Raw genomic sequence first — 16625 nt, forward strand, 5'->3', positions numbered from 1 at the left:
CTGCGCTACCCGTCTCACGCACACGCCGTACCCATTTGATCGCCGAGCTCGCCGCTACGCCAAAGCGTGCCGCTGCCGCATGGCAGGACATGCTCTCCTCCATCACCGCCGCTACAACCCGCTCGCGCAGGTCCATCGAATAGGGCTTGGCCATGCTAGCTGGCCTCCGATCTCCAGCCAGCATCTTGAATCAGAAAATCAGACCAAAGGGAATCCCATTTGAATCAGTCAAATGTCATCCCGCTCTAGGGGGCGATAGCGAACTACGCCCTTGAACGCGTCAGTCGCCGAAATAGGCTGCGTCGCTGACCTTTTCCAACCAGTCGACTGCTTTCCCGTCCTTCATCTCCGCGATCGCGACATGGGTCATTGCACAGTCGGGTGCCGCGCCGTGCCAATGCTTCTCGTCCGGCTCGAACCAGACGATGTCGCCCGGCCGGATCGTCTCGATAGGGCCACCCTCGCGTTGCGCGCGACCGAGCCCTGCGGTGACGAGCAGGGTCTGGCCCAGCGGATGGGTATGCCAGGCAGTGCGCGCACCCGGTTCGAAGGTAACCGTCGCACCGCCCAGCGCGCCGCTGCCATTGAAGGGCGCATCGATTCGGACGGCGCCGGTGAAATATTCGGCCGATCCCTTGGCGGATGGCGCCGTGCCGCTGGATTTGATTTCCACTGTCCGGCTCCTCGCTGTTGCTCGGTGCGCCGAAATGCCGACGCCGGTATGTCCTGCAAGCAAGATCGAACGCATGCAACGCCAATGGCGGTGACGTGCATGAGGGCCTGATAGGGACCGATGAATCATGCACGGGCCAGCGCCGCAATCTCGCGCGCCTGCGTTCGACCCATTTTCGAAGCAAAAGCTTCACAGAATCGCGCGAGCGACCCATAGTCCGGCCATGCCGCATTCCTCCTTCGTGCCCCTGCGTATCTTTTCGTCCTACACGATGCTCGACGGCGCGATCGAGCCGAAGGCCATCGCCAAGCGTGCGCAGGAACTCGGCTTTCCCGCCGCGGCGCTCACTGACCGTAACGGCCTTTATGCCGCGATGGCCTATTCCGACGCGTGCAAGAATGCCGGCGTCCAGCCGATCATCGGCACCATGCTCGGCATCGCCCGGCCGGACATGCCCGAGGGCGTCGAAGCGCCGATCGACTGGATCGCGCTGTATGCTCAGGACGAACAAGGCTATCAGAATCTCTGTGCGTTGGTGTCACGCGCGCATCTCGACCGGCCGCTCGAATTGTCGCCGCATGTCGACTTCGCCGCGCTCGAAGGGAAGACCGACGGGCTGATCGCGCTTACCGCGGGCGGTGAGGGCGGGCTCACCCGCCTGATCGCCGAGGGCCAGAACGATCGGGCAACGGCCTATGCCGACAGGCTCCAGGCGCTGTTCCCCGACCGGCTGTATATCGAGCTGGTTCGCCGGCTCGACGAGACCGAGGGCAGGGCAGAGGCCGGGCTGCTCGACCTTGCCTATGCCCGCGAGCTGCCGATCGTTGCGACCAACCCCTGTTGCTATGCCGACCAGGATTTCGGCAACGCGCATGACGCGATGCTGTGCATCGCCAATTCGACCTATATCGCCAGCGAGGATCGTCCGCGCAGCTCGCCCGATGCCTGGATGAAGCCGGCCAAGGACATGCGGTCGCTGTTCGAGGATCTGCCCGAGGCAATCGCCAATACGCTGGTCGTGGCGCAGCGTTGCGCGGTGATGGCGCCGTACCGCAAGCCGATCCTGCCGAGCCTGGCCGGCGATCCGGCAGCGGAGTCCGAGGCGCTGCGGGTCGATGCGCGCGCCGGACTGGAAAAGCGGCTCAGGCGGATCGAGGAGCTTTCGGCCTTTTCCTCCCCCCTCCCGCGAGCGGGAGCGGTCGGGGGTGGGCACCCGACCTCTTCGGGCGATAGCGCTAATGGTGAGCGGGAGCCCACCCCCAGCCCCTCCCGCGAGCGGGAGGGGAATCAGGAACTGGACTGGCGCCAAGCTTATCGGGATCGTCTCGAGTTCGAGCTCGACGTCATCATCCAGATGGGGTTCCCCGGCTATTTCCTGATCGTCGCGGACTTCATCAAATGGGCGAAGGATCATGACATCCCGGTCGGGCCAGGCCGCGGTTCGGGCGCTGGCTCGGTGGTCGCCTGGTCGCTGACCATTACGGATCTCGATCCGATGAAGCTGGGCCTGCTGTTCGAACGCTTCCTCAACCCGGAACGCGTGTCGATGCCCGACTTCGACATCGACTTCTGCGAAACCCGGCGTGGCGAAGTGATCCGCTACGTTCAGGAGAAGTACGGCCGCAATCAGGTGGCGCAGATCATCACCTTCGGAAAGCTGAAGGCGCGCGCGGTGCTCAAGGACACCGGGCGCGTGCTTCAGATGAGCTATGGTCAGGTCGACCGCCTCGCCAAGCTGGTGCCGAACCACCCGACCGACCCCTGGACGCTCGAACGCGCCATGAACGGCGTCTCGGAGCTGCTCGCCGAGTATAAGAGCGATGGCGGGGTGAAGCATCTGCTCGACCTCGCGATGAAGCTCGAAGGCCTGCCGCGCCACAGCTCGACCCATGCCGCGGGCGTGGTGATCGGCGACCGTCCGCTGGCCGAGCTGGTGCCGCTCTACCGCGATCCGCGATCGGACATGCCCGTCACCCAGTTCGACATGAAATATGTCGAGGGCGCCGGTCTGGTGAAGTTCGACTTTCTCGGCCTGAAGACGCTATCCGTTCTGAAGAAAGCGGTACAACTGCTTGAAAACAGAAATATCATTATCGATCTCGATGCACTCGAATGGGATGATGAGGGCGTTTACAAGCTGCTCCAGAAGGGCGACACGGTCGGCGTGTTCCAGTTGGAATCGGAGGGTATGCGGCGCACGCTGGCGGCGGTGCGCCCGTCGAACTTCGGCGACATCATCGCGCTCGTCTCGCTCTATCGTCCGGGCCCGATGGATAACATCCCGAGCTTCGGCGCGCGCAAGAACGGGCGGGAGGAGATCACCTATCCGCACCCGCTGCTCGAAGGCATATTGTCCGAAACCTATGGGATTTTCGTCTATCAGGAACAGGTGATGCAGGCGGCGCAGATCCTGGCCGGCTACAGCCTGGGCCAGGCGGACCTTCTGCGCCGCGCGATGGGCAAGAAGATCAAGGCCGAGATGGACGCGCAGCGCGCCGGCTTCGTCGAAGGCTGCCTTGCGGTCAACAAGATCCCCGCGGGCAAGGCTAACGAGCTGTTCGACTTGATCGACAAGTTCGCCGGTTACGGCTTCAACAAGTCGCACGCCGCCGCCTACGCGCTGCTCGCGTATCAGACGGCGTGGCTGAAGGCGCATTATGCGGAGGAGTTCTACGCCGCCTCGATGTGTTTCGACATGGCGCTGACCGACAAGCTCGGCGTGTTCGTCGATGATATGCGGCGCATGGGTGTCGCGTGCCTCGGCCCCGACATCAACCGAAGCGAGGCGGAATTCTCGGTCGAAAGCACCGAGGACGGGCTGGCCGTGCGCTATGCGCTCGCGGCGCTGAAGAGCGTGGGCGAAGGGGCGATGGAGAAGCTGGTCGCCGAGCGCGACGAGAATGGCGTGTTCGACACGCTCGACGATCTTGCCCGGCGGGTCGACCCGCGGCTGCTCAACAAGCGCCAGCTGGAGACATTGTCAGCGGCGGGCGCCTTCGATTCGATCGACCTGAACCGCGCGGGGATCTTTGCAACGGCTGAGACGATCCTCGCGACCGCGGCGCGTGTGCATGACATGCGGGCGAGTGGCCAGGGCGGCCTGTTCGGCGGTGCCGATGCGGTCGAGCCGCCGATCAAGTTCCCGCTGTCGGCACGCTGGACGCTGGCGCAGCGCATGGAACAGGAGAAGGAAGCCTATGGCTTCTATTTCTCGGCGCATCCGGTCGATCGGCACTCCCATCTCGCCAAGATGCACGGCGCGCGCAGCTATGCGGCGCTTGGCGAGCTTTCCATTCCCGACGACGGCACCCGCACCGGGGCGACCATGGCGGCGCTGGTCGAGGATGCGCGCTGGCGGACTTCGGCCCGAGGCAAGCGCTATATGATGGCGACTCTGTCCGATCCTTCGGGTCAGTTCATCGCCACCTGTTTCGACGACGGGGTGGCGGCCGACCTGGAGGAGGCGGCGCGCAACGGCGGCTGCGGGCTGATTACGGTGGAGCTCGATCGCCGGCCGGGAGAAGAAAGCCCGCGGGTCAGCATAAAACGGATCCAGCCGTTCGAGACGCTGGCCAACAGTGCGCGCTTCGTGATCGAATTGTCGGCCGGGACGCCTGCGGCAATGGCGGCGCTCGGCGCGCTGCTTTCGGAAGCGCGGGGCGCCCGGGGCGAAGTATGGGTGAACGCGGCGCTGCCTGATGGTGGCGCGGCCCGCGTGCTGCTCGGCCGGGACTTCCTGCTCGACGGAGAACTCGCCACCCGGATCGAAAGCCTGCCCGATATCAGCAACGTCGTGCTGAAGTCGTTCGAATCGAAGCTCGCGCTGGTCGGGTGACCTGGAAGGACGGGCGTGGCGAGGATGGCGCGAGGAGCTGGCTGCGTGTTGCCCTTCCGTGTCCGGCTTGACGATGCCAGGGGCATCCATGACGTTGCTTCGATAACCTTGTGGTGAACGACGCGAAATAGGGCCGGGGCTGTACAAGCACGCACAAAGCGGACGACAACAGCCGCCAGAACATAACCGGGAGAGGGCGAATGCTGGGCGGAATGCAGGATTTCGAGCTGCGGGTGCCGCGATTGCTGGAGCATGCCGAGCGCGAGCATGGCGGCCGGGAGATCGTCAGCGTCTGGGCCGACGGAAGCGAGACCCGTACCGACTGGGCAGGCATTGCGCGCGATTCGAGGAAATTGTCGCAAGCTCTTGAGAAGATGGGCTGCAAGCCGGGCGAGCGCATCGCGACACTTGCCATGAATCACAGCCGCCACCTCGTCGCCTGGTACGGCGCGATCGGCATGGGCGGCGTGATTCACACCATCAACCCGCGGCTGTTCGACGAGCAGCTCGTCTATATCGCCAACCATGCCGAGGACCGGGTGCTTTTCTATGACCGGGCGTTCCAGCCGCTCGTCGACCGGCTGAAGCCGTTGTGGACCAGTATCGAGCATTATGTCGTGTTCGACCCAAAAGAATCGGATGATGAGGCCATCGGGTTCGAGGCGCTGATCGCGCGCGAGGACGGAAACTACGATTGGGTCGAGGGACCGGAGCGCGATCCTTGCATGCTGTGCTATACCAGCGGCACCACCGGACACCCCAAGGGTGTTCTTTACCAGCACCGTTCGACGATGATCCACGCCATGGCTGAGGTCGCGCCCTGGGTATTCAACCTGTCGGCCCGCGCCGTGGTGCTGCCGGTCGTCCCGATGTTCCACGCCGCCGCCTGGGGCCTGCCCTTTGCGGGTGCGTTGTCGGGCGCGAAGTTCGTCTATTCGGCGGTCAACGATCCGGTGATCCTGTGCCGCCTGATGAACCAGGAAAAGGTGACACATTCGGCCGGTGTGCCGACCGTATGGCTGGCGATGTTCCAGCACATGGATTCGACTGGCGAGACGCCGGCCTATCTCCAGCAGGTGACGATCGGCGGTTCTGCCGCGCCGCGTGCGATGATCGAGCGACTCATGGGCATGGGCGTCACGGTCAAGCATCTCTGGGGCATGACCGAGACATCGCCTATCGGCACCGCCGGCGCACCGCCGCCGCATTGGGACGAGATGAGCCTGTCCGACCAGCTCGATCACGTCTCGAAACAGGGACAGATCCCGTTCGGCGTCGAGCTGCGCGTGGTGAACGACGATGACGTCGTGCTGCCGCGCGACGGGCTCAGCTCGGGTCGGCTGCAGATCCGCGGCCCCTGGGTGATCAAGCGCTATTTCAAGGCCGATGCGGATGCCGTTGATGCCGACAACTGGTTCGACACGGGCGATGTCGCCGTGCTCCATCCCGACGGCACGATGCAGATCACCGACCGGGCGAAGGACGTGATCAAGTCCGGCGGCGAATGGATCAGCTCGGTCGATCTCGAGAATGCGGCGGTTGGCTGCCCTGGCGTGGCCGAGGCGGCGGCGATCGGCGTTCATCATCCAAAATGGGATGAGCGCCCCTTGCTGCTTGTGGTGCGCAAGCCGGGCAGTGCCGTGTCCCCAAGCGAGATCACGGCGCATCTGTCCAGGCATGTCGCGAAATGGTGGTTGCCGGACGAGATCGTCTTCGTCGACGATCTGCCCCACACCGCAACCGGCAAGCTGCTCAAGACCGAGCTGCGCGCCCGGTTCAAGGATCACAAACTGGCGGCTGCCTGACCCGAAGGCGCACGGCCAGCCCCGGCGATGGAGACACTGGCCGTCCGCAGCCCGTCCTTGACCGGATAGGAGAAGCTGCGCTCCATCGCGCCGCGCAGGCCCTCATGGTCGTCGAGGAACTTCCGAAGCGTGGCGGTGGAGGCGCACCAGAAGGTGGAGGGTTCCGTCAGAGTGACGGTAGCCGTCGCGTCGTCATCCGACAGGATCGTTGCCTCGCCGATCAGGTCACCGGCACAGCAGATGCTCACCTCCCGCCCCTTGATCGTGGCGCAGGCCTCGCCGCTGACGAGGTAATAGAGATTGGTCACCGGCTCGCCCTCGTTGGTCAGGACGTCGTCGGTGACACCGCGCAGCCACACACCCTGATCGATGAACTGGCGCGCCGCAGCGCGCGGCAAGGCGTTGAGAAAGGCGCGGCGCATCGCATCCTCGATCGGTGTGAAGCGAATCTTTCGCCCTTCGAGGTGCTCTCTCCGCCGCGCGATGGCCCAGACCGCTAGCAGGACCAGCATCCAGCCGGTTCCCGCATAGTCGGCCAGCAGGAATGTCCGGGTCATCGTCGCGAGGCCGGCGGCGGCGATCAGCAGGCGCATCCGGGTGGTCGTACGCGCCAGTAGCGCGGCGACCAGCAGGGCATAGCCCAGCCACAGAATCAGAGTATCTGTCGAAAACATGCGTGCGCTCCTTCTCCGAGAAGCGACCCGTGAGCGCATCATGGGCAAGACCTTGGCGCGGGACAAGCGCGACTTGCGGGTGGCGCCGGAGTGGTTCAAGTTCCCGGCTCGGGACAAGGCCCCGATGCGTGGGAGTTGGCGTGTGGCGGACGAGGGCGCGACAGTTGAGGTGGGCAGCCCGGCAGCGGCGGTGACTCTGCTGGCGCGGCCCGAGGCTCTTCGCCTGGCTCCGCACGAGACGGCCCTCGTCGTGATCGACATGCAGAATGCCTATGCCTCGCCCGGCGGCTATGTCGATCAGGCGGGGTTCGATATTTCTGGTGCCGCCGGCACCATCGGCAAGATCGCGACCGTGCTCGACACTGCGCGCCGGGCCGGCGTGCAGGTGATTTATCTGCAGAATGGCTGGGACCCCGCTTATGTCGAGGCGGGTGGGCCCGGCTCGCCCAACTGGCACAAGTCCAACGCGCTGAAGACGATGCGCAAGCGCCCCGAACTGGCCGGCACGTTGCTCGCGCGCGGCGGCTGGGATTATGAACTGGTCGATGCATTGAAGCCGCAGCCGGGCGATATCAGCCTGCACAAGACCCGCTATTCGGCCTTCTTCAACTCGCAGCTCGACAGCACCCTGCGCTCGCGGGGTATCAGGAACATCGTGTTCGTCGGCATTGCGACCAATGTCTGCGTCGAATCGACCCTGCGGGACGGTTTCCACCTCGAATATTTCGGGGTGATGCTGGAGGATGCGACGCATCATCTCGGGCCTGACTTTATCCAACAGGCAACCGTCTATAATATCGAGAAATTCTTCGGCTGGGTCTCCACCGTCGCAGATTTCTGTGGCAGCTTCGGCCAGGTTGCCGAATGATCCCACCAACGGGTTAGAGGACCGCAATATGCCCTTCGAACCGATCAATCCGCCCCAGTTCCCGACCCCGATCGCCCCCTATTCGTCCGGGGCGAAGGCCGGGAACACGGTCTATGTCTCCGGCGTGCTGGCGCTGGGCGAGGGCGGGGCGGTGCTTCATGTCGGCGATGTCGCCGCGCAGACCCGGCATGTGCTCGACGTCATCCGCATCACGCTCGAGGCGGCGGGGGCGACGCTCGCCGACGTGGCGATGAATCATATCTTCCTGAAGGACCTGGCCGATTACGCTGCCTTCAACGGAGTCTATGCCGAGTATTTCCCAGGCGCCAAGCCGGCACGCTATTGCATCAGATGCGATCTGGTGAAGCCCGATTGCCTGGTCGAGATCGCCAGCGTGGCGCATATCGGCTGATGGAGGCCGCCGGCCTCTGGTATGAATGGCACGGCCCCGCCCATTGCGAGATTGTGATATTGTCGGCCGGCATGGGCGGCTCGGCGGGATATTGGGCGCCCAATATCGCGGCGCTTACCGAACGCTATCGGGTGCTGCTCTACGATCATCGCGGTACCGGGCGCAGCGATCGCTCGTTGCCTGATGAAGTCAGCATCGCCACCATGGCCGAGGATGTGCGGAGGCTGCTCGCGGCACTCGGGGTCGAACGGGCGCATTTTATCGGCCATGCGCTGGGCGGGCTGATCGGGCTCGAGCTGGCGCGGATCTTCTCCGGGATCGGCAAGATCGTCGTGATCAATGGCTGGGCCAGCCTCGATCCGCATTTCGCGCGCTGCTTCGAGGTCAGGCTTGACCTGCTGCACAAGAGCGGCCCCGCCGCTTATGTCCGGGCACAGCCCCTGTTTCTCTACCCAGCCAACTGGATCTCCGACCATATCGCGCACCTCGACGCCGAGGGCGCGCATCAACTCGCGCATTTCCCACCGGCCGAAACGCTCGAGAAGCGCATCGGCGCGGCAAGGGCTTACGAACTGTCAGCCGATCTGGCGGCAGACGCGCTGGTGCTGGTGTCTGAGGACGATATGCTGGTGCCATCCCATTGCTCAAGGGAACTGGTCGAGCGCCTCCCGGGGAGCAGGCTGGCGGTGATGGAGTGGGGCGGCCATGCCTGCAACGTGACCGATCCAGATGGTTTCAACGCACTCGTGCTCGATTTTCTGGGGAGCTAAGCAAATGCAAGTCGGCGTTTTCGTGCCCATCAACAACAATGGCTGGCTGATTTCGGAGAATGCGCCGCAGTACAAGCCGAGCTTCGACATGAACAAGGAGATCGCGCTCAGCGCCGAGAAGCACGGGCTCGATTTCCTGCTCTCGATGATCAAGCTGCGCGGCTTCGGCGGCAAGACCGAGTTCTGGGAATATGGGCTGGAAAGCTTCACCCTGATGGCCGGGCTCGCCGCCGTCACCGAGAAGATCAAGATCTATGCGACCTGCCCGACTCTGGTGATTCCGCCCGCCTTCGCGGCCCGGATGTGCAACACGATCGACTCGATCAGCCATGGCCGCTTCGGGCTGAACCTGATCACCGGCTGGCAGCGGCCCGAATATAGCCAGATGGGCATGTGGCCGGGCGATGAGCATTTCCGCAATCGTTACCAGATGTTGGACGAATATGCGCATATCCTGAGAGAGCTTTGGGCGGAGGGTGTGTCCGACTTCAAAGGTCAATATTACCAGATGGACGATTGCCGCGTCCGGCCTCAGCCGGCGGGCGACATGAAGATCATCTGCGCGGGATCGTCCGACGAAGGCCTCGCCTTCTCGGCGAAATGGGCCGATTATGCCTTCTGCCTGGGCAAGGGGGTCAACACGCCCAAGGCCTTCGCCTTCAACAATGATCGCCTTGCCGTCGCGACCGCCAAGACCGGCCGGGACGTTTCGGTCTTCGTTCTGATCATGATCATCGCCGCCGAGACCGACGACGAGGCGATGGCCAAGTGGAAGTCGTACAATGACGGCGTCGATGTCGACGCGATTTCCTGGCTCGCCGACCAGGGCGCGGCCGACAAGCACAACGCCACCACCAATGTCCGCCAGCTCGCGGCGCCCGAGGGGGCGGTGAACATCAACATGGGCACCTTGGTCGGCAGCTATGAAAGCGTCGCGCGCATGCTCGACGAGATGGCCGAGGTGCCGAATACCGGCGGCGTGCTGCTGACCTTCGACGATTTCATCGAGGGGGTCGAGGCATTCGGTACCCGCATCCAGCCGCTGATGAAGTGTCGCGCGGGCCGCACCTGATCGATTCAACCCGGCGGCCAATTATCGCAACATATGCCAAGGGGCCTACCGAACGGGCTCCCCGGCTCTTTGACAGGTTAAGACCGAGCGCGCCGGCAGGCACAATTCCCTGTTTACGTCGGAAAATTCCCTGTTCCGCCCGTCGAATTCCCTGTTATTCGGATCAGGGAATTTCATATATACTATTGATAATAATAAGAAATTCATGAGTCTTTGGCTGGAATCAGCGTCGAAAAAAAGCGATTTCCCTGTTAAATTCCCTGTTTCGCGGCAGGAACAGGGAAAATCATGGTGGGCAGGCGGCGCGTTAGGGACCGCTACGGGCCTTTGCACCTTGAAATTGCCACAGACTGGTTCGCTTGTAAGAAATCCGGGAGCTCCTTTTGCGAGCGGGTGACTAATGCGTCTTGTGCTCCTTACTTCTCTGGCGCTGCTGACGGCCGGTTGCGCCGGACACCAGCAACCCAAATTTCGGCGCGGTCCCCCGGGCGACGGTTTCCATGGCGGTCGTGGTGGTCACGGCGGCGGGCATGGTGGCAGGCAGGGCGATGGCCAGCGCGGTCGCCTTTTCATCAGTCCAATGGGCGAGCCTTTCCGTGGCCAGCGCGGCGGCGCCGATCCGGCGGATACGTGGTTCCAGAATGCCGATACCGACCATGACGGCGCGCTGAGTCGGGCCGAATTCTCGAAGGATGCCGCCCGCTTCTTTGCCGTGCTGGATCGTAGGCACGACGGAGAGATCGATCCCGACGACATCGATTATTACGAGACCGTGCTTGTGCCCGAAATCCGCGTTGCCGGCAGTGGCGGTGGTGGCCCGCGTGCGGCGGGCGGTGGCGGCCGAGGCGGTGGCGGGCATCGCGGTGGCGGTGGCCGGGGCGGCGGCGGTGGGCATCGCGGCGGCGGCGCCGGCGGCGGACAGGGTGGCGGGCAGGGCAGCGGCGAGACTCGGGCCACCTATGGCAAGCAGGGGGCTGCCCGTTTCAGCTATTTCGATTTCCCCGAGCCGGTGACGGTAGCCGACACCAATTTCAACCGCGGAGTCGATCCGGTCGAATTCCAGCATGCGGCCGATGTGCGTTTCGCGATGCTGGACAAGAATGGCGACGGGAAGATCGAGCGCAACGAGTTGCCGCGCATCTCCTCGGGGCCTGCCGGCGGCCGGGGACGTCCGGGCGCGGTGCCGGTCGGCGGCGACGATATGCCGGCCGATCAGCCGCGCGCCACGCCGTGAGGTGATGAGCCTGGATCACGACTCGCTCTTGCGGCGGTCGCCCTCGCGGTGGTTACCCGAATAACTCGCCCTGGCGACCTGCTGGCGGTCGAAACAGGTCGGTTCGAAGCGGCTTCCAAGCGCCGACCAGCCCATGTTTGCGGCAGGCGATCTTGAAGCGGGTCCTCAGTAGCTCGGCCCAGGGCCCGCTGCCGCGCATGCGGGTGTGGAAGTTCGGGTCGTTGTCGCGTCCGCCGCGGATCGACTGGATCACTGCCATCACCTTGCCCGCGCGATCCGGGAAATGCTCGTCGAGCCAGGCGCGGAACAACGGCGCCACCTCATAGGGCAGGCGGACCGGCAGAAAGGTGACGCCCATAGCGCCCGCTTCCGCTGCGCGCTCGATCAGATGTTCCAGTTCGTGATCGGTGATCGCAGGGATGACCGGTGCGATCGAGACATAGGTCGGGATACCTGCCTCGACCAGCTTGCGCACCGCGGCGAGGCGGCGCTCGGGCGTCGGCGCGCGCGGCTCGACCGTCATCGCGATGCGGCGGTCGAGCGAGGTGACCGATACCGCCACCGCCGCCAGCCCCCGCGCCGCCATTGGTGCCAGCAGGTCGATATCGCGTGTGACACGGTCGGACTTGGTGGTGATGGTCAGCGGATGGCCGGTGCCGGCCAACACTTCGATGCAGTGCCGGGTGATCTGCCATTCGGCCTCGATCGGCTGATAGGGGTCGGTATTGGTCCCGAAGGCGATCGGCCGCACGACATAGCCGCGCTTGGCCAGTTCGGCGCGCAGCAGCACGGGGGCATCGGGCTTCGCAAACAGCCGGCTTTCGAAATCAAGTCCAGGTGACAGATCATGGAAGGCATGGGTCGGTCGCGCGAAGCAGTAGATGCACCCATGCTCACAACCGCGATATGGGTTGATCGATCGGTCGAATCCGATGTCGGGTGACGTGTTGCGGGTGATGATCGTGCGCGGTTTCTCGACCGTCACCGTGGTGCGGAGAGGGGGCGGGCCCTCGTCGAGCATCTGCCGGTCGTCGAGCCAGTCGCCGTCGGCCTCCCGCTCGGGAAGGTTGAACCTCACGCTCTCCTGATTCTGTGTCGCGCCGCGGACGGCGCGGGACTTTGCGCCGGGATTCGCTCCGGAATGTGGTGGCGGCTTTTGCCCCGACTTTTGCCCCGATTTTTGCATTGACACGGTCTAGCGGATCAGGGAGAACATAGCAAGAACACGCGGAGCTATGGGAGGCATTGTGGCGCGTTTCAACTATCTGGAACTGCCGGTTCGCGACGTGCGGGCCACCAAGGCATTTTATGCGTCGGCGTTTGGCTGGACCTTCACTGACTTCGGGCCTGATTATGCAGCGACCATGACCGGGGACACCGATCTCGGCCTCAATGGCGACGTGTCGCAATGGACGGCACAGCTGCTACCGGTGATCGAGGTTGACGATCTCGAAGCGGCCGAGGCGGCGATATGGGGGGCAGGCGGGACGATCACGGTTCCGATCTTTTCCTTCCCAGGCGGCCGTCGGTTCCATTTCCGCGATCCTGCCAATCACGAGCTTGCCGCGATGCAGCCAGATGCCCATCCGCAATAGCGATGGTGGCGCACTGTCGGTGGCTGGCTTATGATCGCCGTCGTGCCGATGTGGCTCCGGGAGAAGTACGAGATGCGGATTGGGTTTTGGGCGTTTGCCTTGGCGGCAACGGCGATGACGGCGCCGGCTATGGGGAGCGCGGCCGACCGGGTGGTCGATGTCAGTAGTGTGAAGGGCGTTGCGGCGCTCCTCCAGGAGGCGGGCTACAAGGCCGAGATCAAGAAGGGCGACGATGGTGACGCCTATATCGATAGCAGCACCAATGGCGGTGGTTTCCAGCTGATCTTCTATGGCTGCGAGAATGATGCAGGCTGTGATTCCTTCGAATTCTACAGCTATTTCAAGAAGGAGCCGTTTTTCACGGCTGAGATGGCGAATGAGTGGAACGTCAAGAAGCGCTTCCTGAAGGTCGCGATCGACAAGGACGGCGACCTGGCTGAGTATCTCTACGTCTCGGCGCTGGGCAACATGACCTATGGCAATTTCAAGGATTATATCGACTGGTACGCGTCGATGGATTCGGAGCTCAGCGGCTTTCTGAAAGAACGGCGCGAGGCGGCCGGCGGCGGGACATCGGCCCGTCCGAAGACCTGAACCGGCTCAGCGCTCCATCAGGCGGGGCATCAGCTCGACGAAGTTGCAGGGCCGGTGGCGGCTGTCGAGCTGGTCCCTGAGGATGCCGTCCCAACCGTCCTTCACCGCGCCGGTCGATCCGGGGAGAGCGAAGATATAGGTGCCGCGGGTCACGCAGGCGCAGGCCCGCGACTGGACGGTCGAGGTGCCGATCGTTTGATAGCTGAGCCAGCGGAACAGCTCTCCGAAACCCGGGATCGGCTTGTCCTGCACGCGTTCGATCGCCTCGGGCGTCACGTCGCGCCCGGTCACGCCGGTGCCGCCGGTGGTGATGACGCAGTCGATCTCGGGATCGTCGATCCATGCTTCTAGCCGGGCGACGATCGTCGCGACATCGTCGGCGACGATCGTGCGATCGGCAAGGATGTGGCCGGCCGCGGTCAGCCGCGCGACGAGCGTGTCGCCCGAGCGATCGTCGGCGAGCGTCCTCGTATCGGAAACGGTGAGCACTGCGATCCTGACCGGCAGGAACGCAGCGCTTTCGTCAATTGGCACTGGCGACCGAAGCCGGCATCGACGCGGCGCTGAAGGCGGTGCCCGGATTGACCGCGCTCGACGTCAGCCGCACCGAGCTTGCGCCCGGCATGCCGGGGAAGCGCGGCCACAGGCCCTGTGACAGCGCAACGCGGCTGGGCGATGCCGTCTTGCCGGTCTGACCCTCGTACATCCAGTAATTGCGCAGCACGGTGATGACATAGCCGCGCGTCTCCCAGAACGGGATAGACTCGATATAGAGCAGCGGATCGCCGCCATCGCGCGCCTGGGCGTTCCAGGCCTCGACCGGCACTGGCCCGGCATTATAAGCGGCGATCACCTTGGGTAGCAGGCCACCGGTGCAAGGCTGGTCGCGCAACTGTTCGAGATAGCTCTGGCCGACTTCCATATTGGTGCCGGGGTTGCCGAGCGACGAACGATCGAAGCTGCGGCCCTGCTTGCGGGCGATGTCGGTCGCGGCACCGGGACGGACCTGCATCAGGCCGTAAGCGCCGGCCGGGCTGACCACGTCGGTGCGGAACCGCGATTCCTGCAGCGTGTGGGCAAAGACCAGCGCCTTGTCGACTCGCCAGCCGCCATCGGGCGTCCAGTTCGGCGCGGGGAAGCGCGCCTCGACCGGCGGGGTCGCGCCGACAGGGCCGTTATGGGATAGCCACACCAGCGTCGAGGGCAGGTTGAGCGCCCCCGTCAGCCGTACCAGCGCCGGGAATTCGGACGCATCGCCGATCCGCGCCTGCTGGCGGATCACCTCGTCGGCAAGGCTGTTCTCACCGATCTCGACCAGTGCGGCGGCGACACGGATGTTCGGGCGGCGTGCCAGCGTCTGCCAGTCGTTGGCGAGCATGACATCGGCGGGATGACCGGCTGCGTCACGGATGCCGAGGGTCTGGCGAGAGAGCAGGCCGTAAAAGGTCTCGCGATATTGTGCTGCGTTCTTCAGTCGGCCTTCGACCAGATCGGGGCGGCCGCATTGCATGTCGGCGCGCGACGCCCAGTACAGGCCCGCCGCGCGCAGCTCGATATCGCTGGCGCGCGCAGCGACCTTGGTGAAGCTTTGTCCGGCGGCCGTGCAGTCGCGCTGGCGCCAGGCGGCGAGCGCCGCGACCCATTCGCCCTGAACGGCCCAATCGCCGGTACCGAGCGACGCCTTGGTCGCCATGGCGCGGGCGTTATTGTCGTCGCCCGCCAGGAAATACATCCAGGCGACCTTTTGCTGCCATTCGGTCAGCGCGTCGGGCGACAGATTTCCCATCGATTCGAGCAGCGCCTGGGCCGACACGCCGTCATCAGCCTTCACGAAAGGCTGCATGCGGATCGCCAGCTCGCCGGCGACCATGTCGCTTTTGATGCTCTTCGCGCGCAGGCGGGCAGGGGCACCGTCGATCCAGGTCAGCTTGCGCGCTTCGGGCAGCGAGGGCAGGCCGACGGCACCACGTGAACTGGCCAGCACCGCGATCTGTTGCGCCTGGGGAAGCTCCGGGGCTTCGCTCAGCAGCTTCACGAGCGGATCGAGATCGGCCTTGGGTGAGCCCTTGGCAGTGAGCAATTCGGCACGGGCAATGGCGTGGAGCGGGCCGGGCTTCATCGAATCGAGCTGGATCTGCGCGTCGAGCCATTTCTGGTCGCGAATGCTCTGGAACACGGCGCGGTAGCCGGCACGCTGTTCGGCATCCAGTTGGTCAGGTACCACGCGGACGGTGGCAGCGCCGATCCGCTGCGCGTCTGCCGCATGGGCCACACCAAGCGGCGCGAACGCCATTACGCACGCCAGAACAAATTTAGAGGTCACGTCGCAAGATCCCCGATCAGCATCTGCAAATCTTTCCATGCTTCGGCCTTGGCAGCCGGTCGTTCGATCAGGAAGCGGGGATGAAAGCTCGCCACGGCCTGTATCGCAACATCGTTACCCCCCACGAGCCCTTTTCCACCACTCAGGTTAATCACCTGTAAACCACCGCGGGCGCGTGAAGCATCCGCCCCGAGCAAGGCACGGCTCGGCGCATTGCCCAGCAGAAGCAGCCGTTTCGGTGCGACGAGCCTCACATGATGGCGGGCGATTTCGTTCAGTCGCTGCTCGATCTCCGGGGCGATCCGCCCTGCGGTCGGGCGCGTCGCACAGACCGGCACGAGATAGATGGAGGCGCGATCCCGGCCGATCGCGGCAAGCATGCGGTCGAACAGCCGACCGGCCGGACCGCTCATCAACAGACCCGATTCGGCATCTTCGCGTTCGGGCACGTCGATCAGGACCATGATGTCCGATGCCGACCACCCCTGCGCGGCGATCGGCTGGCCCGGCCAGCCGGCCTCGGGCGCGTCCGGTCCGGTTCTCCATGCCTCGAACGCGGCGAGCGAATCGGGCAGTGGTGCGGCTACGACGGGTTCCGCCACGGCTTGAGCGCGGCGGACTGGCTTGGGTGCTTCGACCGGCGCCAGCCAGTCGCGCGGAAGCTCGTCGATCGAGGCGTCGACACCTGCATCGCGCCACCAGTCGAGCGCGCTCGCCGCCGCCGTTCGCCAATCGATATTCTGGTCCGCCCCCATGATGTCCCTATAGAG

Annotated in this window: 15 protein-coding genes and 2 pseudogenes; 10 read left to right on the top strand and 7 right to left on the bottom strand. The window is 64.4% G+C overall.

The features are described from left to right. Both AC1DT7_RS03460 and AC1DT7_RS03465 read right to left on the bottom strand, forming a co-directional pair. A pseudogene (locus AC1DT7_RS03460) lies at positions 1 to 154 on the bottom strand (IS630 family transposase); the annotation flags it as partial. Between the two features lie 126 nt (positions 155 to 280). After that, the gene (locus tag AC1DT7_RS03465) at positions 281 to 673 is read right to left on the bottom strand and encodes a (R)-mandelonitrile lyase (RefSeq protein ID WP_478034260.1); all 393 of its coding nucleotides are present in this window, start codon (positions 671 to 673) and stop codon (positions 281 to 283) included. A 223-nt stretch (positions 674 to 896) separates the two neighbouring features. Between AC1DT7_RS03465 and dnaE the strand changes: the two genes are divergently transcribed. Together dnaE and AC1DT7_RS03475 are read left to right on the top strand one after the other, a co-directional pair. Further along, entirely contained in the window at positions 897 to 4508 is a 3612-nt protein-coding gene (dnaE, locus tag AC1DT7_RS03470) for a DNA polymerase III subunit alpha (RefSeq protein ID WP_478034262.1), read from the top strand. A gap of 200 nt (positions 4509 to 4708) precedes the next feature. Next, positions 4709 to 6313: a long-chain fatty acid--CoA ligase gene (locus tag AC1DT7_RS03475; protein ID WP_478034263.1), complete on the top strand. Its 1605-nt coding sequence runs from the start codon at positions 4709 to 4711 to the stop codon at positions 6311 to 6313. Here AC1DT7_RS03475 and AC1DT7_RS03480 read toward each other — a convergent pair. Beyond that, complete coding sequence (locus AC1DT7_RS03480) at positions 6292 to 6987, bottom strand: cyclic nucleotide-binding domain-containing protein (RefSeq protein ID WP_478034265.1); 696 nt, start codon at positions 6985 to 6987, stop codon at positions 6292 to 6294. The genes AC1DT7_RS03475 and AC1DT7_RS03480 overlap by 22 nt on opposite strands. A 40-nt stretch (positions 6988 to 7027) precedes the next feature. On the opposite strand from AC1DT7_RS03480, the gene rutB reads away from it, so the two are divergent. The 6 genes and pseudogenes from rutB to AC1DT7_RS03510 all read left to right on the top strand — a co-directional run bounded on the left by rutB (position 7028) and on the right by AC1DT7_RS03510 (position 11343). After that, a complete protein-coding gene (gene rutB, locus AC1DT7_RS03485) occupies positions 7028 to 7855 on the top strand; it encodes a pyrimidine utilization protein B (protein WP_478034267.1) in 828 nt (275 codons plus the stop codon). A gap of 28 nt (positions 7856 to 7883) precedes the next feature. Beyond that, positions 7884 to 8267: a pyrimidine utilization protein C gene (rutC, locus tag AC1DT7_RS03490; RefSeq protein ID WP_478034269.1), complete on the top strand. Its 384-nt coding sequence runs from the start codon at positions 7884 to 7886 to the stop codon at positions 8265 to 8267. After that, complete coding sequence (gene rutD, locus AC1DT7_RS03495; protein ID WP_478034270.1) at positions 8267 to 9037, top strand: pyrimidine utilization protein D; 771 nt, start codon at positions 8267 to 8269, stop codon at positions 9035 to 9037. Before rutC ends, rutD begins: the two co-directional genes overlap by 1 nt. Before the next feature lie 4 nt (positions 9038 to 9041). Continuing rightward, entirely contained in the window at positions 9042 to 10109 is a 1068-nt protein-coding gene (rutA, locus tag AC1DT7_RS03500) for a pyrimidine utilization protein A (protein WP_478034272.1), read from the top strand. A gap of 580 nt (positions 10110 to 10689) precedes the next feature. Next, positions 10690 to 10770, top strand: a pseudogene (locus AC1DT7_RS03505) (hypothetical protein); the annotation flags it as partial. A 51-nt stretch (positions 10771 to 10821) separates the two neighbouring features. Continuing rightward, the gene (locus tag AC1DT7_RS03510) at positions 10822 to 11343 is read left to right on the top strand and encodes a hypothetical protein (RefSeq protein ID WP_478034631.1); all 522 of its coding nucleotides are present in this window, start codon (positions 10822 to 10824) and stop codon (positions 11341 to 11343) included. A 52-nt stretch (positions 11344 to 11395) separates the two neighbouring features. Here the strand turns inward: AC1DT7_RS03510 and AC1DT7_RS03515 are convergent, their stop codons facing one another. Beyond that, on the bottom strand, positions 11396 to 12529 hold the full coding sequence (locus AC1DT7_RS03515) for a PA0069 family radical SAM protein (RefSeq protein WP_478034273.1): 1134 nt from the start codon (positions 12527 to 12529) through the stop codon (positions 11396 to 11398). Positions 12530 to 12590: 61 nt separating this feature from the next. Between AC1DT7_RS03515 and AC1DT7_RS03520 the strand changes: the two genes are divergently transcribed. Together AC1DT7_RS03520 and AC1DT7_RS03525 are read left to right on the top strand one after the other, a co-directional pair. Next, positions 12591 to 12938, top strand: coding sequence for a VOC family protein (locus AC1DT7_RS03520; protein ID WP_478034275.1), 348 nt, complete (start codon positions 12591 to 12593; stop codon positions 12936 to 12938). A 72-nt stretch (positions 12939 to 13010) separates the two neighbouring features. Further along, on the top strand, positions 13011 to 13532 hold the full coding sequence (locus AC1DT7_RS03525) for a YbjN domain-containing protein (RefSeq protein ID WP_478034276.1): 522 nt from the start codon (positions 13011 to 13013) through the stop codon (positions 13530 to 13532). A gap of 6 nt (positions 13533 to 13538) precedes the next feature. Here AC1DT7_RS03525 and moaB read toward each other — a convergent pair whose 3' ends face one another. The 3 genes from moaB to AC1DT7_RS03540 are packed head-to-tail and all read right to left on the bottom strand — an operon-like array spanning position 13539 to position 16610. Beyond that, positions 13539 to 14066: a molybdenum cofactor biosynthesis protein B gene (moaB, locus tag AC1DT7_RS03530; protein WP_478034278.1), complete on the bottom strand. Its 528-nt coding sequence runs from the start codon at positions 14064 to 14066 to the stop codon at positions 13539 to 13541. After that, positions 14056 to 15825, bottom strand: a complete 1770-nt coding sequence (locus tag AC1DT7_RS03535; protein WP_478034279.1) for a lytic transglycosylase domain-containing protein — start codon at positions 15823 to 15825, stop codon at positions 14056 to 14058. Before AC1DT7_RS03535 ends, moaB begins: the two co-directional genes overlap by 11 nt. 26 nt (positions 15826 to 15851) lie before the next feature. Further along, complete coding sequence (locus tag AC1DT7_RS03540; protein ID WP_478034281.1) at positions 15852 to 16610, bottom strand: uracil-DNA glycosylase; 759 nt, start codon at positions 16608 to 16610, stop codon at positions 15852 to 15854. Positions 16611 to 16625 lie beyond the last annotated feature (15 nt).

This window comes from Sphingomonas sp. P3_C6 (genome assembly GCF_056402595.1).